This is a genomic window from Chryseobacterium sp. BGA-UO-ETr-SB22, from assembly GCF_059567885.1.
The window spans coordinates 104,327-123,809 of sequence record NZ_JCAQOV010000003.1 but is presented as its reverse complement, the minus strand read 5'-3'; the positions used below and the strand labels follow the sequence as shown (position 1 = coordinate 123,809).

General features: G+C 36.7%; 18 protein-coding genes. 5 read left to right on the top strand and 13 right to left on the bottom strand.

What is annotated here, in order from left to right:
• Positions 1–8 precede the first annotated feature (8 nt).
• The 8 genes from AC57AW_RS02350 to AC57AW_RS02315 all read right to left on the bottom strand — a co-directional run bounded on the left by AC57AW_RS02350 (position 9) and on the right by AC57AW_RS02315 (position 10,189).
• Positions 9–908 carry a pirin family protein gene (locus tag AC57AW_RS02350; protein WP_496350696.1) on the bottom strand — a complete coding sequence of 300 codons (900 nt, stop codon included), beginning with the start codon at positions 906–908 and terminating at the stop codon, positions 9–11.
• Between the two features lie 58 nt (positions 909–966).
• Positions 967–1,278 (bottom strand): GNAT family N-acetyltransferase, encoded by a 312-nt coding sequence (locus tag AC57AW_RS02345; RefSeq protein ID WP_149388378.1) that lies wholly within the window; start codon positions 1,276–1,278, stop codon positions 967–969.
• A 155-nt stretch (positions 1,279–1,433) separates the two neighbouring features.
• Positions 1,434–2,309 (bottom strand): pirin family protein, encoded by an 876-nt coding sequence (locus AC57AW_RS02340; RefSeq protein ID WP_496350695.1) that lies wholly within the window; start codon positions 2,307–2,309, stop codon positions 1,434–1,436.
• 133 nt (positions 2,310–2,442) lie between these two features.
• On the bottom strand, positions 2,443–3,846 hold the full coding sequence (locus AC57AW_RS02335; RefSeq protein ID WP_496350694.1) for an MFS transporter: 1,404 nt from the start codon (positions 3,844–3,846) through the stop codon (positions 2,443–2,445).
• 141 nt (positions 3,847–3,987) lie between these two features.
• The gene (locus AC57AW_RS02330) at positions 3,988–4,800 is read right to left on the bottom strand and encodes a hypothetical protein (RefSeq protein ID WP_318848994.1); all 813 of its coding nucleotides are present in this window, start codon (positions 4,798–4,800) and stop codon (positions 3,988–3,990) included.
• Positions 4,801–5,141: 341 nt separating this feature from the next.
• Positions 5,142–6,809 carry an asparagine synthase B gene (gene asnB, locus AC57AW_RS02325; RefSeq protein ID WP_496350693.1) on the bottom strand — a complete coding sequence of 556 codons (1,668 nt, stop codon included), beginning with the start codon at positions 6,807–6,809 and terminating at the stop codon, positions 5,142–5,144.
• Positions 6,810–7,127: 318 nt separating this feature from the next.
• Entirely contained in the window at positions 7,128–8,795 is a 1,668-nt protein-coding gene (locus AC57AW_RS02320; RefSeq protein WP_496350692.1) for a GLPGLI family protein, read from the bottom strand.
• Positions 8,796–8,983: 188 nt separating this feature from the next.
• Complete coding sequence (locus AC57AW_RS02315) at positions 8,984–10,189, bottom strand: RsmB/NOP family class I SAM-dependent RNA methyltransferase (protein WP_318848997.1); 1,206 nt, start codon at positions 10,187–10,189, stop codon at positions 8,984–8,986.
• Positions 10,190–10,488: 299 nt separating this feature from the next.
• Between AC57AW_RS02315 and AC57AW_RS02310 the strand changes: the two genes are divergently transcribed.
• On the top strand, positions 10,489–10,833 hold the full coding sequence (locus AC57AW_RS02310) for a zinc ribbon domain-containing protein YjdM (RefSeq protein WP_318848998.1): 345 nt from the start codon (positions 10,489–10,491) through the stop codon (positions 10,831–10,833).
• A gap of 302 nt (positions 10,834–11,135) precedes the next feature.
• Here the strand turns inward: AC57AW_RS02310 and AC57AW_RS02305 are convergent, their stop codons facing one another.
• Positions 11,136–12,071, bottom strand: coding sequence for a sulfate/molybdate ABC transporter ATP-binding protein (locus tag AC57AW_RS02305; protein WP_496350691.1), 936 nt, complete (start codon positions 12,069–12,071; stop codon positions 11,136–11,138).
• Positions 12,072–12,146: 75 nt separating this feature from the next.
• Here AC57AW_RS02305 and AC57AW_RS02300 point away from each other — a divergent pair, with 75 nt between their 5' ends.
• Together AC57AW_RS02300 and pheS are read left to right on the top strand one after the other, a co-directional pair.
• Positions 12,147–12,806, top strand: coding sequence for a YceI family protein (locus AC57AW_RS02300; protein WP_318849000.1), 660 nt, complete (start codon positions 12,147–12,149; stop codon positions 12,804–12,806).
• A gap of 127 nt (positions 12,807–12,933) precedes the next feature.
• Positions 12,934–13,944 (top strand): phenylalanine--tRNA ligase subunit alpha, encoded by a 1,011-nt coding sequence (gene pheS, locus AC57AW_RS02295; RefSeq protein WP_318849001.1) that lies wholly within the window; start codon positions 12,934–12,936, stop codon positions 13,942–13,944.
• Positions 13,945–14,224: 280 nt separating this feature from the next.
• Here pheS and AC57AW_RS02290 read toward each other — a convergent pair whose 3' ends face one another.
• On the bottom strand, positions 14,225–14,995 hold the full coding sequence (locus tag AC57AW_RS02290) for a DUF3108 domain-containing protein (RefSeq protein ID WP_318849002.1): 771 nt from the start codon (positions 14,993–14,995) through the stop codon (positions 14,225–14,227).
• A 153-nt stretch (positions 14,996–15,148) separates the two neighbouring features.
• On the opposite strand from AC57AW_RS02290, the gene AC57AW_RS02285 reads away from it, so the two are divergent.
• The gene (locus AC57AW_RS02285) at positions 15,149–16,204 is read left to right on the top strand and encodes an NAD(P)/FAD-dependent oxidoreductase (protein WP_318849003.1); all 1,056 of its coding nucleotides are present in this window, start codon (positions 15,149–15,151) and stop codon (positions 16,202–16,204) included.
• 12 nt (positions 16,205–16,216) lie between these two features.
• Positions 16,217–16,546 carry a 2Fe-2S iron-sulfur cluster-binding family protein gene (locus tag AC57AW_RS02280; protein ID WP_318849004.1) on the top strand — a complete coding sequence of 110 codons (330 nt, stop codon included), beginning with the start codon at positions 16,217–16,219 and terminating at the stop codon, positions 16,544–16,546.
• 63 nt (positions 16,547–16,609) lie between these two features.
• On the opposite strand, the gene AC57AW_RS02275 is transcribed toward AC57AW_RS02280, so the two are convergent.
• From AC57AW_RS02275 to AC57AW_RS02265, 3 genes are all read right to left on the bottom strand, one after another.
• Positions 16,610–17,191, bottom strand: coding sequence for an LOG family protein (locus AC57AW_RS02275; protein ID WP_496350690.1), 582 nt, complete (start codon positions 17,189–17,191; stop codon positions 16,610–16,612).
• A gap of 190 nt (positions 17,192–17,381) precedes the next feature.
• Complete coding sequence (locus AC57AW_RS02270) at positions 17,382–18,824, bottom strand: aminoacyl-histidine dipeptidase (protein ID WP_496350689.1); 1,443 nt, start codon at positions 18,822–18,824, stop codon at positions 17,382–17,384.
• Between the two features lie 166 nt (positions 18,825–18,990).
• The gene (locus AC57AW_RS02265) at positions 18,991–19,482 is read right to left on the bottom strand and encodes a hypothetical protein (protein ID WP_496350687.1); all 492 of its coding nucleotides are present in this window, start codon (positions 19,480–19,482) and stop codon (positions 18,991–18,993) included.
• Position 19,483 lies beyond the last annotated feature (1 nt).

The following is a 19,483-nucleotide window of genomic DNA, read 5'->3' as shown; positions in this document are numbered from 1 at the left end:
AACTGAAATTATTTTCTGTTTAAAATAGCCTTAGGAAGCGGAACATATTCATTCTCGTCGCCTGGAACCAAAGGAAATGCCTCATGATTCTGATCATTCCAGTTTACTTTCGCCTGGTCAAGTAATTCTTTATCAGAGTTGACAAAATTCCAGAATATAAACCGTTCTTCATCGAATGGCTCACCACCGAAAAGATAAACCGTTCCGTTTTCGCTCATATCAAACTCACAAAGCTGGGTGTCTTTAGCGATCATCAGCTGTTTTGAACCATAAGTATTTCCATCAGTGGTAACCGTTCCGTCCAGAACATACATCGCTGCTTCTCCGTAAAGATCTTTTCCGATGCTTATTTTCTTGGCATCTTTTGTTTTTATTTCGATAAAAAATAACTTGCTGTGTACAGGAACGGGAGATGTTCTGTCAAATGCTTCTCCTGCAATTAGTTTATACTGAATACCATCTTCTTCCCAAACCGGAATCTCATCAGCTTCAATATGATGAAAAGTTGGCTCAGACTGTTCAAGATGCTTCGGAAGTCCTACCCAGATCTGGAATCCGTGGAGTCTTTTATCAGTGTGTCTTAAATATTCAGGGGTTCTTTCAGAATGTACAACTCCTTTTCCGGCAGTCATCCAGTTCACAGCACCCGGCTTTATCTCAAGAGCGCTTCCAATACTGTCTCTGTGGAAGATAGATCCTTCCAGCAGATAGGTTAACGTAGATAAACCGATATGCGGATGAGGTGGAACATCAAGATTTTGATAATCCTTTAATTCTGAAGGTCCCATATGATCGATAAAAACGAAAGGCCCAACAGCTCTTTTTTCACGGAAAGGAAGAAGCCTTCCTACCAGAAAATTTCCGATATCTGCTGCTTTTTCTTCAATGATAAGTCCAATATTTGACATGATGATGTGATACTTTTTTAAATGTTAATTAAATAAATTGAGTGGCTTTACAGGAAACTTAAAGTTTGTCATATCCTTCAAATTTCTCATCCACGATACGTTTCCATTCAGGATGTTTCTTAATAAAAGCGAAGACGTAAGGACAGAAAGGAAGAAGTTTTTTTCCGCTTTCTTCAATATAATTCAGCGTTTTCTCTACTACGGCAGCTGCAGCACCTGTTCCTGCCAGTTCAGGATCTGCTTCAGTGTGTACCAAAGCAATCTGATGTGTGGTCTCACGATAATCGATGAATGCGTAATGTCCGTTAAATTCTATTTCAAATCTTTTTTCCGCTTTTACAAGAGGTATATTTTCAAATTCTGGTTTCATATTTTTTTTGAATTAAGGGGGCCTGCTCCTGTAATAGAGCAAAGCTTATTGGTTACAATAACTAAACCTTATAGGTTTTCAAAACCTATAAGGTTTGCCATTATATAAAGTTAATAAAAAAGGAATAATCTAAGATTAAGATAAACTTAATTCTTTTAATCTTCAAGATATCCGAATTTTCCGGTATTGAAATCCTCAAAAGCCTGCATGATTTCCTCTCTGGAATTCATTACAAAAGGACCGTGAGGAAAGATAGGTTCACTGATAGGTTCACCACTGATGATCAAAACAACAGCATCTTCTTTTGCTTCAATTGTGAAAGTTTCACCTTCATTTTTAAATAATGCAAAATGATCAGCTTTCACTGTTTCTTCACCATTGATTATAATGCTTCCTTCAATAACCAAAGCTGCAGTATTGAAATGAGCCGGGAAATTAAAATCTGCTTTTCCACCTGCTTTAAGTTTGGCATTCATCATATGAACCGGAGTAAAAGTACTTGCAGGACCTTTATGACCGTCATATTCACCGGCAATGACTTCCACTAAACCATTTTCACCTAAATCTACTCTTTCCATTGAAGAGTTTTCAATAGCCTGATATTTCGGGCAGCTCATTTTATCTTTTGCCGGAAGATTCACCCAAAGCTGAACCATCTGAAAAATTCCTCCTTCTTTTGCCCATGCTGTTTCATGGTACTCTTTATGAAGAACTCCTTTTGCCGCGGTCATCCATTGAACATCACCTTCTCCGATAACGCCGCCGCCGCCAGCACTGTCATGGTGTTCTACTCTTCCGCTATACGCTATTGTTACTGTTTCAAAACCTCTGTGTGGGTGAACACCCACACCTCTTGGTCTGTCAGAACCATTGAAATGAAATTTTGAATTGTAATCAAGCATAATAAACGGATCCATTCTTTTCATTTCTAATCCAGGTACTCCCGGAATAAAATTGTGAACCCTGAATCCATCGCCTACAAAGTGTGCAGGTCTTGGAGATACTACGATTTCTATTTTTTTAGTTGCCATCACATTGTTGATTATGTAAACAAAATTACCATAGTTATGTGCGAAAAGCATTGATCTGTGTTAAGTTCGTAGGAAGGGTAGAATGGCAAAATGTAAAGAGTGAATTGTAGATCCAACCTTTTAAGTCTATTCTTTACTCTTCCTTCGACTTCATATTCTTTCCATCCGAAATGTGCAGTCTTCTGAAAACAAATCCTGATAAAATAGTCAATATTCCTACCGTGAGAAATGTGAGTCGAAAGGCATTATGGATTTCACCATTAATAAGATCTGTATTTTCAAACAGTTTTAAAACAATCAATCCGAATGCAATTCCGAAACCGATGGCCAGCTGTTGATTCACCGAAATTAAAGAGTTTCCGCTGCTGGTCTGGAAATTCCGAAGGTCAGCAATAGAAATAGTATTCATAGAGGTGAATTGTATAGAATTGAAGAACCCTAACACCGCAATAATAGGAATAAACCAATACAAAGAAGTGTGTATATCAGGTATGGCGAGCAGACATATCAGTGTTCCAATGATGAATGTATTGATCATCAAAGTCTGACGATAGCCATATTTATCCAGAATTTTAATTACAGATGATTTCCCGAAGATAGCCGTTAAAGCCATGGGAGCAATGATCCAGCCTGAAGTTACTGCAGACTGTTTATACGCAATCTGAATCATCAGAGGAAGCAATAGCGGAACAGAGCTGATTCCTAATCTGGTGGCCAGGTTTCCCACAATACCTACCCGGAAAGTTCTTACCTGAAAAAGATTTAGCGGAAATATAGGGTTTCCTCCTCTTTTTGCGTGTTTGTAATAATAGTATAGGAACAGGAAGCCCATGATAAATACAAGTAAAACAGGGGTTATATTCTGCATATCCCCAAAAAGTTCCAGTGAAACGGAAAGCAGGAGGGATGCCGCGGCAAAAATTAAAAAGCCTTTTAAATCAAAATCTACATCATCAGACTTATAATTGGGCATGAATTTTAATCCTAAAAGAATTCCTAAAACACCAATCGGGATATTGATAAGAAATATCCAATGCCATGAAAGATAATCTACCATATAACCACCAACCAATGGACCTAATACAGGACCAATAAGTGCTGGAATGATAGCAAAGTTCATCGCTTTCAACAGTTCACTCTTATCAAACGTTTTGATCAGTGCTAATTTTCCGACAGGAGTCATTAAACTTCCTCCAACTCCCTGGATAACCCTTGAAATAACCAAATGGGTAAGATTTTGAGATAAGGAACAAAACAAAGAACCTAAGCTGAACAATATCAACGAGAAGATGAATATTTTTTTTGTCCCGAACCGGTCTGCCAGAAATCCGCTGGCGGGCATGAAAACAGCCAATGTCAGAACATAACTGATAATGGCGTTCTGCATATTAAGCGGAGACTCATGCAGATCTTTTGCAATGGAAGGCAGGGAAGTGTTCAGGATGGTTGAATCCAGCATCTGCATAAAAATAGCAGTGGCCAGAATTAAGGGAAGTATTTTTTTTATGGATGTCTGTGGTGTACTTGCTTCTGTCATTTCGTATAGGCTGGGCTGTTAAAAAAACGTCCAGACTTATTTTGTTTGAAAAACCTGCCTGCTTTAAGCGGGTTGATCTTTAGATAAAGAAATCCATATAAAATTAAAAAAGTCCTGCGAGATTTCACAGGACTTTTTGATTTATTTTCTAGGTTTTTCTACTCCTTTCCATTCGTCACCAGCTTTTCTATACTGGCTTAAAGTGAAAGTTTTGAAATCCTTTGTTTTGTATTCGATGTTATCGGTATTCTGCTCAAATGGCATGATGTAATAATATTCGATATCTGTCTTATCAGATTTGTTACCTTTTTTTACAGTAGGAACATATTTTGAAAACTTATAGCTTGGAAGATATTGTTTCAGTCTTGCGTAGAAAGCTTTGTCTTCTTTTTCGCTAGGGATGATATCTACAATATTCAAATCGTCTTTTTTCTTATCAATCCAAAGGTAATACGTTTTCTCTTCTCCCATATTTCTGTTGAAAGAGTTGAAAGCAAACAATTCTTTCGGTACAAGCTCCTTGATTTTCTCAGGATCAACCTTTGTATAGTATTGCCCTTTTGAAGGATCTACATACGTTTCAAGGTTATACATTAAAACAGAATTGTTTTCAAATTTTTTATTTTTAAAATATTGATTTAATGATAATTCTGCTGTTGCTCTCAATTCTTTACCTCTGTCGTCCAGCTTTTTTGTTGGATTCTGAGGGTTTACATATTTTACAAATTCATATAAAACAACAGGTTTTATATCTTTAAGGTGAGGATACGTTTTTAGCTGCTCTGCTTTTACAAGCCAGTAGAATTGTTGGTAGTAATCATCTTTATCTTGATCTTTCACACTCTTATAAGCCAAAGCAAGCTTCTTTGAATTCAGATATTTGCCATATTTTCCTTGTCCAAAAGCAAAACTTATGGCTAATAAGGCAAATAAAACAGTTAGGTTTCTTCTCATTTTTTTATAATTGATATTTTCGTTTTCCAAATATAATTATTTATTAGATATTATTTTGGATTGTCAGTTAAATTATGCCATATTGTTATTGTTAATTCAAAAGAAAATCCTGTATTGCTACAGGATTGATAAATTATAACTGAGGAAGTTAGGTGTTTAAGCGATGAAATGAAATATTAATGGTGAATTTTTGCTTTGCAAAATAAATGATGAATAATTCACCATCAATTAGAAAATGCTTCTATATTGATTGTTCGTAACTTCGAATCTCACAACCCGAACCAAGTAATAAATTCAAAACCGCAGCGGATTAACCATTGACGATTCACCAATTTACTTCTCTAATACGAAGTTTCATGTACCTTCACCGCTCTTCCGCTTGGATCGTTCATTTTTTTGAATGCTTCATCCCATTCTAAAGCGATAGGAGTGGAGCATGCTACAGATGGAACAGATGGAACAGTAGCGGCTGCCGTTTCACTTGGAAAATGTTCTTCAAAAATAGTTCTGTATCGGTATTCTTCTTTGTTCTGAGGAGTGTTTAACGGGAATCGGAATCTTGCGTTAACCATCATTTCATCCGTTACTTCTTTTTCAGCAACCTCTTTTAAAGTATCTATCCATGAATAACCTACACCATCTGAGAACTGTTCTTTCTGTCTCCAGACAATAGAATCAGGAAGAAGGTCTTCAAAGGCTTTTCTCAGTACCCATTTTTCGATTTTTCCTTCAGCGGTATTGATCATTTTATCTTTCGGGTTAAGAGTCATAGCAATATCCATGAATTCTTTGTCAAGGAAAGGAACTCTTCCCTCGATTCCCCAGCTCATCAATGCTTTATTGGCTCTTAAACAGTCGTACAGGTGAAGTTTACCCAGTTTTCTTACTGTTTCATCATGGAATTCTCTTGCGTTGGGAGCTTTATGGAAATACAAATAACCACCGAATAATTCATCAGAACCCTCTCCTGAAAGTACCATTTTTATCCCCATAGACTTGATTACTCTTGCCAGTAGATACATTGGGGTGGATGCCCTGATTGTTGTTACATCATAGGTTTCCAGATGGTAAATTACGTCACGTATAGCATCCAGCCCTTCCTGAACGGTAAAGTTGACTTCATGGTGAACAGATCCAATATGTTTTGCAGCAGTTTGTGCAGCAGCCAGATCGGGAGAACCCACAAGTCCTACAGCAAAACTATGAAGTCTTGGATACCAGGCTTCCTGTGTATCTCCGCTTTCGATTCTCTGGCGGGCAAATTTTGCAGTGATCGCTGAAATAACTGAAGAATCTAAACCTCCCGAAAGAAGTACTCCATAAGGAACATCACTCATCAGTTGTCTGTGAACAGCATCCTCAAGACCTTTTCTTAATTTTGCGATATCTGTTTCGTTTTCTTTCACATGATCAAAGCTGTCCCAGTCTCTTGAATACCACTGCTGAAGCTCAGTGCCGTCAGGACTGTAAACGAAATGTCCCGGTAAAAATGTTTCAATTTTTTTACATACACCTTCAAGAGCTTTTAATTCAGAAGCTACATAATAGTTTCCGTTTTTGTCCCATCCTTGATAAAGAGGGCAGATTCCCATGTGATCACGGGCAATAAGATAGACCTCATTTTCAGTGTCATATAATGCGAAGGCAAAAATTCCGTTCAGTTTTTCAACAAAATTTTTCCCATATTTTTTGTAAAGAGCCAGAATAACCTCACAGTCAGACTGAGTCTGAAACTCATAATCAGGAAATTCTTCTTTTAATTCTCTATGGTTGTAGATTTCACCGTTCACAGCTAATACTACTTTTCCGTCTTTTGTAAATAAAGGTTGTTTTCCAGAAGTAGGATCTACTATGGCAAGTCTTTCATGAGAGAAAATTACTTTTTCATCCTGAAAAACTCCGCTCCAATCCGGTCCTCTGTGACGGATTTTTTTTGACATTTCCAAAACCTGGGATCTTAATCCTTCAGTTTTTTGCTTGGCATCAAATAAACATACAATTCCACACATAATTTCTATTATTTATGAAACAAAAGTAAAGGTGATGTTTATAAATAGCAATAAAAAATATTTGAAACGGAATATTTTTAATTAATTAGAATTTTAAAGTTAAAAATATTAACTATTTATTGAGTTTTATATGTTTTTGATTGATTTTTTTCGCCAGGCTAAATTTGTACATCCTTATACAAAATAAAAATGACATATTTATTAATCTATGGTAATTAATTATATGAATTTTAACCCTTACTTTGTGGCTCGAAATAATTTTTTTTCATCATTTGTGTTTTTACCTTCTTGCAATTCTCATGCAAGAAGGTTTTGTTTTTATTGTACTCCGAGTAAAGTTCCCGAAACATTCCATGCACTGAAACTTGTGCCTTCGGAAGCTCCCTGAGGAATTTTCACCTGAATTGTATGCTTTCCTGCTTTCAAATCTCCCAGAGGAATGAAGTTGGGATTGGTAACCGTTCCCGGGCACCAGTTTGATCTGCTGAGGTCTGATGATGAAAGGCCGTCCTGGAAGTTTCCTGATGCGGGATTGTACAAACGGTACGAACCACAGTCTGTTCTCCACGGAACGAATGAAAATACAGGATTTTCATCAACAAAAATAGAATTGGCTTTAGGGACAAATTCATCGCCGTTTTCCCAGCCTCCGTGTCCGGTGGTGGTATACCTTAGCTGAGCGTTTTTTAAATCTTTATTTAAAGTGAAATTAACAAGGAGTCCTTTATCCTGATTGAACATCGTGGAGTAGTCCTGTCCAGCCATTTCCATAATATTTAAAGTATTGAATAATGGTATCGCGGTATTATTTTTATAAATATTCTGATCACTTTTATGAATGGTAATATCCAGGCTTACTTTATGGCCTCCTTTATCATAGTTGCCAATAAATGTACCTACCCAAAGCTCTTTTCCAGATAATGCAGGTTTCAATTCTGTAATATCCTGTCGGTAAGGGCTGATGGTCTGCCAGTTTTTTCCTTTAAGCTGAATATGATTGAACTTCTGGATTCCAAAAGCGGTAAAGAATCTCATCATTTCCATAGCAGGACTATAGTTGTCGGTAGTTGTTATCCCATAATATTGCTTTCCGTTTCCGTTTTCGTAGACAGGAAGTGTTTTTGCTCCCTTTTCCAATCCATCAAAAAAAGACTTTTCTTTATCCTGCGGAATGAAAAATACGGTTCCGGTTCTGTCATAGGCATCGCCGTTCGACTGTTGTTTCAGTTCTACAAAAATATTTTCCCCTTCTGTAATAGCAGGGAATTTTATCTTTTTAAGAATGATGGTACCGTTGGCATATCTTTTTATCTGATCATCTGATTTGGAAGCATCAGAAAAATTGATGGTTTCGTTTTCAAAAACATTCAGCGTGGTAAATCTGCTTTTCCAAAGTAAATCTTTATATCCTAATTGATCTGTTGTCTGGATGTTTCCTTTTACAATACTTTCAATCCCTGGGTTCTTGATTTTTTTGATCGAGCTTGCCGTAATTAAGGAGTTTTTATTTCTTTCAACTTCCAGAACCAGCCCTAAATTCTGTCCTAAAACAGAAGGTCCGCCTTTCAGTTTCAAATCATTCGTATACCAGACTTCAATGGTGTTTGAATTGACTTTGGTAACTGCTTTTTTACAGTTGTATCCTAAAATCTTTTTAGTTTCATTGGTAAGTTCAAAATCCTGTTTCCCCACAGACTCAGCATCTGATGTTGAAATAATGGATTCTGGTTTCAAAAAAGCATAAGAAACAATTGCGTTTGATGGTTTTTCTACCTTAGTGATTTCATAAGGGAAGCTGCTTTTTTGTTCTTTGATAGTGCTGTTGAGAATGAAATTTTCTTTCTCATTAACCCAAACGATGGTGGAGGGCTGGTCAGCAGTTGTTTTTCCGTTATATGAGCTGGTATATTGAATTTCATAGGTCTGTGCAGAAAACAGACCGTATAAGAAGATTGCCAGAAAATTGAAAAAAGTTCTTGTATGCATAGATAAAATGAGTTTGCTGCAAAGTTATTCTAAAGTTTCTACAGCATCAAAACGGATTATTCTATACAGTTAGTAGACAGTGTACTTTAAATGTTACAAAAAATGTTACATTTTTTTGGAAAGATTTTTAAATAAAAAAAACTACTCCAGAAAATAGAGTAGTTTTATATATTGTTATTGGGTTTAGATTAAGAAATTCTCTCAATCAAAGCCATATAGAATCCGTCATAGCCTTCGCTAGGCATTACTTTTTCATCCTTAATCATTTTGAATCCAGGATTGTTTTTGATGAATTCATCTACCTGCAGATTATTTTCAGATGGAAGGATAGAACATGTAGCATATACCATTTTTCCTCCTTTTTTAAGCATTTTAGAATAATCCTGAAGGATTTGCTGCTGTTCTTTTTTAATTCTGTCAATAAAGGCCTGATCAATTTTCCACTTACTGTCAGGGTTTCTTTTTAAAACTCCAAGACCTGAACATGGTGCATCAATCAAAAGTCGGTCTACTTTATCATGAAGACGTTTGATGACCTTATTGTCGGAAATCATACGGGTTTCAATGTTGTGAGCTCCGGCTCTTTTTGCACGACGCTTCAATTCTGCTAATTTCCATTCGAAAATATCCAGGGCTACGATTTGACCTTTATTTTTCATGATGGCTGCTAAGTGAAGTGTTTTTCCTCCCGCACCAGCACATGCATCCACTACTCTCTGTCCTTCTTTTACATCAAGAAAATAACCGATCTTTTGAGAAGAGGCGTCCTGAACTTCAAATAATCCTTCTTTGAAAGCTGTGGTCAGGAAAACGTTTTTCTTTTCTTCCAGCTGAACAGCATCGGGATAATTTTTAATAGAAAAAGCTGTTACTCCTTCATCAGAAAGGTCTGAAATAAGCTCCTTAGGTGTTGTTCTTAAAGAGTTGGCTCTTAAAACTGTAGGAGCCTGCTCATTCAAAGCAGTCATTTCTCTTTCCCAGTTGGCTCCAAGTTCTTTTTCAAGAGTTTCAGCCAGCCATTCAGGAATAGAATGTTCTATTGCTTTTGTAGGAACTGTATTCTTTTTAAGTTTCGTAAGAATATCGGCAATTTTGATTCCGTCAAATTCTTCGAATTTTTTATAATTGGTTTTACTCCAAAGTAAATAGGCGATAATAAGCTTGTAAATATTGTTGGGTTTTACACCTTCCCCCATATAATATTCAATACGTTTTTTCCAACGGATGATATTGTAGAAGATCTCAGAAACAACAGCTCTGTCCTGGCTTCCCCATTTTCTGTTTGCTTTCAGAAGTCTTTCAATAACCTTATCGGCATATTTGTTTTTCTCGAAAAATGTCTCCTGTAGGGCATCGTGAATTCCGATGGCCAAGTTTCTGTGAATAAGTTCCATAAATTTGCTTCGCTGTTTGAATCTGCAAAAATACGACTTTTAATTGAGAGTTTGGAATTTGGGATGGAGGAGATGATGAATGAGGCTGTAAATGGTGAATAGTGAATGGTCAATCCGCTGCGCTTGTGAATTTTTTTCGGATAAGAGATTCGAGATTCGGGTTTGGGTACTTTGGATTGAGATTGAGGTTGGGAATTCATCATTCACTTTGCGAAGCAAAAATTGACTTATTGATGGTCCCATTATTCCCTCTTGACTTCAACCTCCAAAAAGCTCTACCTTTGCAAAAAATTAAAAATATGAGTGATACAGTACTTTGTCCGAAATGCAGCTCTGAATTTACCTATCCAAGTGATAATATGATGGTATGCTCCCAGTGTTTCTACGAATGGGATCCTGCAGAAGTGGCTGCAGAAGCGTCTAACGAAGGAAAGATATTGGATTCAAACGGAAACGAACTTCAGGATGGAGATTCTGTAGTTGTGGTAAAAGATCTTCCTGTAAAAGGAGCACCAAAACCGGTAAAAGCTGGAACTAAAGTGAAAAATATCCGTTTAAGACCAGGTAGTGATCATAATATTGACTGCAAAATTGATGGTTTTGGAGCTATGGCTCTTAAATCTGAATTTGTAAAGAAAGCGTAAGAAAGCTTTGTTTTTTATGCTATAAAAATAAGAAAAGGAAAAGATTGGACAGTGTAATCTTTCTAAGACTTAATTGCAAGATTGCTAATGTCCGTCTGGAAGGCAGAAAGAGAAGTAACCAAAAATTTCCTTATGCTTTAGAGATACAAATGTAAGAAAAAGTTTGATATATGGATTCTTATGTTTGTATTTTTTTATGGATAAGTGTAAGTAAATGTTGGTGTTATGTGATGTGTAATGAAAAGATGAATCTTAAAATAAAGAATCAGGTTAATAAGCAAATTGAGAAATTCGTCCTTTATTTACATGAACGAAATAGTAATTAGCCCCTCTGATTTTTCATCCGTATAAACCACCATTTCTTTATTCTTTGCTTTAATTTTATTCCAATAATAGTTTCCTGCAAATCTGCTTTCAATCACTTCGGCTTCGAGACCGGTTTCTGTGATTTTTATTTCTTTAGGATAATAGGATAATTTTGAAAGCTGGAAGTCTTCAGCTTCAGTTTCGCTGAAAATATTCACCTCTCCGAATAATTTTGCAACATAAGAGTTGTAAGGATGTCTGTAGGTTTCTTCCGGACTGTCATTCTGAATAAGCCTTCCATCCTGTAAAATGACAATCTGATCCAGCCAAGGCATAATATCCTGAAGTTCGTGAGTAGAAATGATCAAAGAAACACCATGCTGTTTTACGTATCTGAACAGTCTTTCTCTTAGTTCAATTTTTCTCGGAAAATCCAGATTACTGAATGGTTCATCTAAAATAAGGAGTTTGGGAAGTACAGACAATGCTCGGGCAATGGCCACTCTTTGCTGCTGCCCACCACTTAAATATTTGGGAAGTACATTGGCAAATTCCTGAAGACCTACTACCTCAAGAAGTTCCGTTACAGTTTCTTTTTTTTGTTTTAAATTGATATTTGAAATAAACTTTCCTACATTTTCGGCAACCGTAGCGTAAGGCATAAGGTCAAAATTCTGTGCTACAAATTTCATTTCTGGTTCTCCGGGAACAAGATTTCCTTTCGGTCCTAAAAGCCGGTTTCCGTTAAAAATAATTTCTCCGCTTTCCCAATCAAGAAGCCCATAAATAAGGTTGAGAAGAGTAGATTTTCCGCATCCACTTTCCCCGGCAAGAGCTATAATTCTGTTTTCTTCAAACCTTAGGTTAAGGTTCTGAAACAGGGGGTTTTCTTTGTTATGAGAGAAAAATAAATTGTTTATTTCTAATAGCATATTACAAATGTAAGGTTTTTATGAAAACATAATTTTTTTTATTATATTAGCGGGACTAATAAAAATAAATCAAAAATGAGAAAAAAACTGTTTTCGATAGCGATTCCTGCTTTATTCGTTGCTGCTGTAATGGTTTCTTGTAAAAAAGATAAACCGCTTACCAGTGAGAGTAATGAGGTGACGACTACTAAAGAAGGTAGCCAGTTCACTTTGGATACGCTAAACAGTAAAGTTGAATGGAAGGGATATAAAGTATTTAAATCTGAAAATACGAGCCATTTTGGAACGATCAGGTTTGAAAGCGGAGATGTGACGGTGAAAGACGGAAAACTGGAAAGCGGAAAATTCGTTGCTGATATGAGCTCATTAACTTCTGTAGACTTGAAAGACAGCCCGGAAGATATGGGGAAATTAAATGGCCACCTGAAGAGCGGTGATTTCTTTGAAGTTGAAAAATTTCCAACTGCTTCTTATGAAATTACAAAGGTTACTCCAGCTACAGAAGGTGATTACAATACTCTTTTGGATGGTAATTTAACGATTAAAGGAATTACCAAGCCTGTTCAGTTTAAAGCTAATGTTTCTGTTAAAGATGGAGTGGTGAGTGTAGCTACTGAACCGAAAGATATCAAGAGAGAAGAGTTTGGGGTGAAGTTCCAGGCTCCTGCTGAAAACGGAGTGATTAAAGACGAGGTGACTCTTCAGATCAACGTTAAAGCTTTAGAAAAGAAATAATTTTTTTATTTAAGTGAAATAAGTGATTGAAGTCTGCCTCCCGAAAAAGAGGCAGATTTTTTTATGACGGACTTAATATTAAACTTAAAAGTCGTATTTTTGCAAAACATTTTGAAAGGGTAAAATAATGATTGAAAAGATAGAAGAACTACTGATCGAAGTAAACGGCTTCAATGCTACCTCTAGGGAAGATATCGAAAGCTTCCGAATCAAGTACAACGGTAAAAAAGGGGTTCTTAATGATTTTTACGAAACATTAAAAGAAGTTCCTAACGACCAGAAGAAAGATTTCGGACAGAAGATCAATACTTTGAAACAGGCAGTTGCCGGAAAATTGGAAGATTTGAAAAATTCTTCTGAATCTTCTGTTGTCGTAGAAAAAGAAGATCTTACAAGACCTGAATTTCCTTTGGAATTGGGGTCAAGACACCCAATTAATCTGGTAAAAAACAGAATTATTGAAATCTTCAAATCTATTGGTTTTGCAGTTGCAGACGGACCTGAGATTGAAGATGACTGGCATAACTTTACGGCGCTTAATCTTCCGGAATACCACCCGGCAAGAGATATGCAGGATACGTTCTTTATTGAGCAGAATCCGGATATTCTATTGAGAACGCATACTTCTTCCGTACAGACTCGTTTTATGGAAGAAAATCAGCCACCAATCAGGATTTTATCTCCGGGAAGAGTTTTCAGAAATGAAGCGATTTCTTCACGTTCTCACTGTATTTTCCACCAGATTGAGGGATTATATATTGATGAGAATGTAAGTTTTGCTGACTTAAAGCAGACAATACAGTTCTTTACGACTGAGCTTTTCGGAAAATCTAAAATCAGAATGAGACCTTCATTCTTCCCGTTCACTGAGCCAAGTGCTGAGATTGATGTGTATTGGGGATTGAACTCTGAAACAGATTACAGAATCACGAAAGGAACAGGATGGCTGGAAATTATGGGATGCGGAATGGTAGACCCTGCCGTACTGAAAAATGTGAATATTGATTCTGAGAAATATTCAGGATATGCATTCGGAATGGGAATTGAAAGAATTACAATGCTTCTTTACCAGATGAGTGACATCAGAATGTTCTTTGAAAACGATATCAGAACACTGGAACAGTTCAAAACACTATAAAAAATCAAACCTCCGGAGCTCCGGAGGTTTTTGTTTTTAATTACTGACCTAAGAAACAAAACGTAATTAAAAACTGATCTTATTGAAAAATTTACACGTGTCTGTTTCTTATGCCCATACTTCGATTCGAATCCGCTAGGTATCCCAAAGGAAGTATTGACATGCTGCAGCTCTTTGTCTGCCTCTATAATAAAGACAACCTGTGTTAAGAATATATTACATGGGAAATAAAAAAAGCCTGTAAAATTTTACAGGCATTATATTTTAAAATAATTTTTCTTTAATTACTAAATTTCAAAGGGTATTTTACGTTTTTGTAATCGTCAATGCTGGCTTTTAATGAACCTACTGCAAGTTCAGCTTTCAACAGCATAGGCACGTGGTTGGCATCATTGGAAACCCACATCGTTACCCCTTCTTTTTCTTTAAATACTCTTCCGCTTTTTACAGAGGGAATAATCTTTAAACAATTGATAGTCCCGAATTTGGTCTTTAAATTTTCTGTTCCTGTCACTTTTAGTTGAAAAGGAAACATTTCATCATCAATCCATACATTCATATTGATGATGGTTCCCACTTTCAGTTCATCCGGGCTTTTACTTCTTAAATAGTAAAAACATGAAAGCATATCCTGAACTCCTTTTACTGATTTTAAAACCTTAGAACCATTGGCCGGAGTCTTTTTATCTGTTAAAATTAATGTATTGTTATCGTGATTAAAAACCGTTTCAAAATGCTGGCGGTAGCTTCCTTCACGTACATTTCTGACATAGAAACTTGGTAATCCTGTCTGTGTATTGATAAAACTTTCATATAAATCTTCCACTTTGAAGAATGCTTTTACGGCGCCGGTAGTCTGCCCTGTACCTTTTACATACAGATGGGGTATCCCTTTGTAATTGGTCTGTTTTGTAGTAAGGTTCGCTGTTCCTGCGTTAAGGAAGCCGTAGTGTATTCTGAGAGTGATAGATTCGCCGTCCGCGATGTTATCAATCTGGGCCGAGCCTAAAAAGAATATAAATACTGCAAAAAGGTTTAAAATTTTCTTCATAACAAGACATTTACAAAAACATTGCCAAATTTAAAATCTTAAATGATAGATATTTGACAAATCTCAGGTTTTTATTTAGAATCAATTAAATATGCTTCGCATTAAAATTAGTAAATTTGCAGTTACATGTATAATTAAATTATCTTAAATATTATGATAACCACTGATATATTGATCATAGGTGCGGGACCTACAGGACTTTTTGCAGTTTTTGAAGCTGGTTTATTAAAAATGAAGTGCCATATTATTGATGCGCTTCCACAGCCGGGAGGGCAGCTGGCGGAGCTTTATCCTAAAAAACCTATCTTCGATATTCCAGGTTATCCTTCAGTGAATGCTGGAGAATTGGTGGATAATTTGATGGAGCAGATCAAGCAGTTTCAGCCTGGATTTACTTTGGGAGAAACCGCTGTTTCTTATACTAAAGTAGATGATGAATGGTTTGAAGTGATTACTAACAAAGGGACTGTTCACAGATGTAAAGCAATTGCCATTGCCGGTGGATTAGGTACTTTCGAGCCTAGAAAACCTACTATGGAGAATATTGCAGACTATGAAGAAAAAGGTCTTGAGTATTTCGTGAAAGAACCTGAACATTTCAGAAACAAAAAAGTAGTGATTGCCGGAGGTGGTGATTCTGCTCTTGACTGGAGTGTTTTCTTGTCAAATGTAGCAAGTGAAGTTACATTGATCCACAGAAGAAATGAGTTCAGAGGAGCTTTGGATTCTGTAGAAAAAGTTCAGGATCTTAAAAATAAAGGAAAAATTAAACTAATCACTCCTGCTGAAGTTACAGCGATTAAAGGTGACGGAAAAGTAGAAGCGATTACGGTACAGGTTGACGGTGAGGAAGCTTATGACATTGAAACTGATTACTTTATTCCATTATTCGGATTGACTCCAAAATTAGGAGAGATCGGAAACTGGGGATTAAATATCGAGAAAAATGCGATAGTTGTAAACAATGCTTTAGATTATCAGACAAATATTGACGGGATCTACGCAATCGGAGATATCAACACCTATCCTGGAAAACTGAAGTTGATCCTTTGTGGTTTCCATGAAGCTACTTTGATGTGTCAGAGTGTTTATAACAGACTGAATCCTGGTAAAAAATTCGTTCTAAAATATACAACCGTAAGTGGTGTAGACGGATTTGACGGAAGCCGTAAAGAAGCAGAGAAGGCAGTTGTGAAAAAAATTGACTAATTTTGCAGAATTATGTCAGATGTTAATATTAAAATCACCGACAGAGAAGGGGTAACCCACGATGTCGTAGCGCCTACGGATATGTCCATGAACTTAATGGAAATTATCCGTTCTTATGAATTGGCAGAAGAAGGTACTATTGGTGTATGCGGAGGAATGGCGATGTGTGCTTCATGCCAGGTATATGTCATCAATGATCCTGGTCTGGAACCAATGGGAGATGAAGAAGACGCTATGTTGGGTGAGGCTTTCCACGTGAAAGAAAACAGCAGATTAGGATGCCAGTTACATATTGCCGATGCCATGGAAGGGCTGGAAGTGGCAATTGCTCCTTATCCTTAGAAAATATTTTTTAATCTTAATAAAAACCCGTCCGAATTTTTTGGACGGGTTTTGTTTTCTATGTTAAATTTCCTCCTTACAAATCCACTTTCCAACTGTAGGAGCCTGATAATTTTTCATCTTTTCCAGCAGATCATTAATGGTGTCGCTGATCAGCAGCATATCTCTGTTTACCTGCTTTAAAAATCCTTTATCCACCATAGTCTGAACCAGTTTGATAAGATCATCATAAAAGCCGTCAATATTCAGAATTCCGATAGGTTTTTTGTGGAGTCCAAGCTGTGCCCAGGTGATCATCTCGAAAAACTCTTCCAAAGTTCCGTAACCACCGGGAAGAACGATAACCCCATCGCAGAGCTCGTTCATTTTGGTCTTTCTTTCATGCATGGTTTCCACGATGATAAGCTCGGTCAGATTTTTGTGAGCAATTTCTTTGGTTTGTAAAAAGTGGGGAAGGACTCCAATGACCTTGCCTTTTTCACTCAATGCTCCGTCGGCAATCGTTCCCATCAGGCCAACATCTGCACCGCCATAAATGAGCTGTATATCTTGTTTAGCTAAGGTTTTTCCGAGTAATAATGCCTGTTCTTTGTAAATGTCATGCGACCCGAAACTTGAGCCGCAGAATACGGTGATACTTTTCATTGTATAAGGTTTTTTTATGGTTTGGATGCTTCGACAGGCTCAGCATGACATTTCTAATACTAACTGTTTTTTAGAGATGAATTTTTAGCTGTGTCATGCTGAGCCTGTCGAAGCATTTTTTATTTCAATTAAAACTAAAAATATCCAAAATCTTAAGACTTTGGATATTCAATATAATAATTTTAATGTTCTATTTCTGAGGAATATTCGCTAAAATATCTTTCAGGAAGCTCCAGAATTTCTGAGTAGAAGGAATGTTCGCTTTTTCATCAGGAGAGTGAGCTCCTCTGATCGTTGGTCCGAAGCTTACCATTTCCATTTCAGGATAGTTGGCTCCAATGATACCACATTCAAGACCTGCGTGACAAGCTACTACATGAGGCTTTTCACTAAACTTCTCTATGTAAAGTTTCTCCATCAACTGTACGATCTCCGAACCTGGTTTTGGCTTCCACCCTGGGTATGAACCACTGAATTCAACATTCATTCCAGCTAATTCTGCTACAGATTTTAATTGCTCTGCCACTGAATATTTAGAAGAATCTACAGAAGATCTTGTAAGATTTAAGATTTTAAGTTCTCCACCCTTCAATTCTACTCTAGCTACGTTGTTGGAAGCTTCTACAAGATCAGCTACATCCGGGCTCATTCTGTATACCCCGTTGTGAAGAGCTTTTAAAGTAAAGATCACTTTTTTAGAATCTCCTTCTGAAATTGCTTTGTCAGAAGACGTAGAGTTCTCAATGTTGATTTGAATTCCAGGTTCTACTGTAGCAAACTCTTCCAAGATATCTTTCTTAAGAATCGTAACATTTTCTATATATTCCTGAGCATTTCTCACAGAAATAATGGCAACACCTTCTCTTGGAATGGCATTTCTCAAACCTCCGCTGTCGATAGAAACCAATTCAATATTCTGGTTTTCCAATCCACTGTAAAGAAGTCTTCCCAAAATAATATTTGCATTTCCGAAACCTTTATGAATATCCATTCCGGAGTGTCCTCCCTGAAGTCCTTTTACTTCAATTCTTACAATCTGTCCTTTTGGAGCTTCTGCAGCATAGTTCTGAGTGATGGTTACATCAACTCCACCTGCACAGCCGATATCAATCTCATCATCCTCTTCAGTATCAAGATTCAATAAAATTTCACCTGTCAGTTGTCCTGGCTTTAATCCTAAAGCACCCGTCATTCCTGTTTCTTCATCAATGGTGAAAAGAGCTTCCAGTGCAGGGTGTGGAATATCTGAGCTTTCAAGGATAGACATTATGGTTGCTACTCCCAAACCGTTGTCAGCTCCTAGAGTAGTTCCTTTTGCTTTTACCCAGTCACCGTCAATTTCCATTTTGATTCCTTCTGTTTCAAAATCAAAATTAACATCGTTGTTTTTCTGGCAAACCATATCAAGGTGTGATTGAAGCACGATCGATTTACGGTTTTCCATTCCTGCAGTGGCAGGTTTTTTAATGATAACATTTCCTACTTCATCTACGGTAGTTTCCAGTCCCAGATCTTCACCAAATCCTTTGATGAAAGCGATTACTTTTTCCTCTTTTTTTGAAGGCCTTGGAACAGCATTTAATTTGGAAAAGTTTTTCCAGATAATCTGCGGTTCTATATTAGATAATTCCATTGAATTTTATTTTTCTCAAATTTACGAAATAAAAAATGCTTCCGTGGGATACAGAAGCATTTTTTATCATTGGCGAAAGGTGAAAATAGGAAGAGGTAAAATCAAAAAATCTGTTTATTTACCTTCTTCTATTTCGTCTTTTTACTGTTTTGCGATTTTGTCTTTATTAACATCCACATTCTCCATAGATCGGAGTGGTGAAGCTGGTACCGTCCGGTTTTTCAACAGTCAGAGTACCTTCAAACAGTAAAGCTTCCTCGCCTTTTATTTTTTTACCTTTCACAGAAATTTTGTAATTATCATTTTCTATCTCTTTGGTAAGAAGTTCATCTACTTCCATATCACTTGATGAGATAAGATTTAGAGCCAGTCTTTTGCCGTCCAGCATCATATAAGCTGTTTTTCCGGCATCATCTGCGTAGATGTATTTTTCATTTTCAAAATCAGCTTTGTTTACAGCAAAATAGCAGGAGCATTCTTTGATTTCTTTTGGAAATGGAATGGTACCCACCAGAATATTTCCTGAAGACTGACCTGTTGAAACAGAATCTTTAGCGATATGTAAAGAATCGGCAGAAGCAGAACCTGAAACAGTTTCTTTTTCCTTTTTGCAGGCTACCAATAGAAATGCGGAAAATAAAATGATAAAATATTTCATG

Coding starts and splice junctions, on each gene's coding strand:
- AC57AW_RS02350 (WP_496350696.1), bottom strand. CDS start 908: ATGTCAAATATTGGACTTATCATTGAAGAAAAAGCAGCAGATATCGGA.
- AC57AW_RS02345 (WP_149388378.1), bottom strand. CDS start 1,278: ATGAAACCAGAATTTGAAAATATACCTCTTGTAAAAGCGGAAAAAAGA.
- AC57AW_RS02340 (WP_496350695.1), bottom strand. CDS start 2,309: ATGGCAACTAAAAAAATAGAAATCGTAGTATCTCCAAGACCTGCACAC.
- AC57AW_RS02335 (WP_496350694.1), bottom strand. CDS start 3,846: ATGACAGAAGCAAGTACACCACAGACATCCATAAAAAAAATACTTCCC.
- AC57AW_RS02330 (WP_318848994.1), bottom strand. CDS start 4,800: ATGAGAAGAAACCTAACTGTTTTATTTGCCTTATTAGCCATAAGTTTT.
- asnB (WP_496350693.1), bottom strand. CDS start 6,809: ATGTGTGGAATTGTATGTTTATTTGATGCCAAGCAAAAAACTGAAGGA.
- AC57AW_RS02320 (WP_496350692.1), bottom strand. CDS start 8,795: ATGCATACAAGAACTTTTTTCAATTTTCTGGCAATCTTCTTATACGGT.
- AC57AW_RS02315 (WP_318848997.1), bottom strand. CDS start 10,189: ATGGAACTTATTCACAGAAACTTGGCCATCGGAATTCACGATGCCCTA.
- AC57AW_RS02310 (WP_318848998.1), top strand. CDS start 10,489: ATGAGTGATACAGTACTTTGTCCGAAATGCAGCTCTGAATTTACCTAT.
- AC57AW_RS02305 (WP_496350691.1), bottom strand. CDS start 12,071: ATGCTATTAGAAATAAACAATTTATTTTTCTCTCATAACAAAGAAAAC.
- AC57AW_RS02300 (WP_318849000.1), top strand. CDS start 12,147: ATGAGAAAAAAACTGTTTTCGATAGCGATTCCTGCTTTATTCGTTGCT.
- pheS (WP_318849001.1), top strand. CDS start 12,934: ATGATTGAAAAGATAGAAGAACTACTGATCGAAGTAAACGGCTTCAAT.
- AC57AW_RS02290 (WP_318849002.1), bottom strand. CDS start 14,995: ATGAAGAAAATTTTAAACCTTTTTGCAGTATTTATATTCTTTTTAGGC.
- AC57AW_RS02285 (WP_318849003.1), top strand. CDS start 15,149: ATGATAACCACTGATATATTGATCATAGGTGCGGGACCTACAGGACTT.
- AC57AW_RS02280 (WP_318849004.1), top strand. CDS start 16,217: ATGTCAGATGTTAATATTAAAATCACCGACAGAGAAGGGGTAACCCAC.
- AC57AW_RS02275 (WP_496350690.1), bottom strand. CDS start 17,191: ATGAAAAGTATCACCGTATTCTGCGGCTCAAGTTTCGGGTCGCATGAC.
- AC57AW_RS02270 (WP_496350689.1), bottom strand. CDS start 18,824: ATGGAATTATCTAATATAGAACCGCAGATTATCTGGAAAAACTTTTCC.
- AC57AW_RS02265 (WP_496350687.1), bottom strand. CDS start 19,482: ATGAAATATTTTATCATTTTATTTTCCGCATTTCTATTGGTAGCCTGC.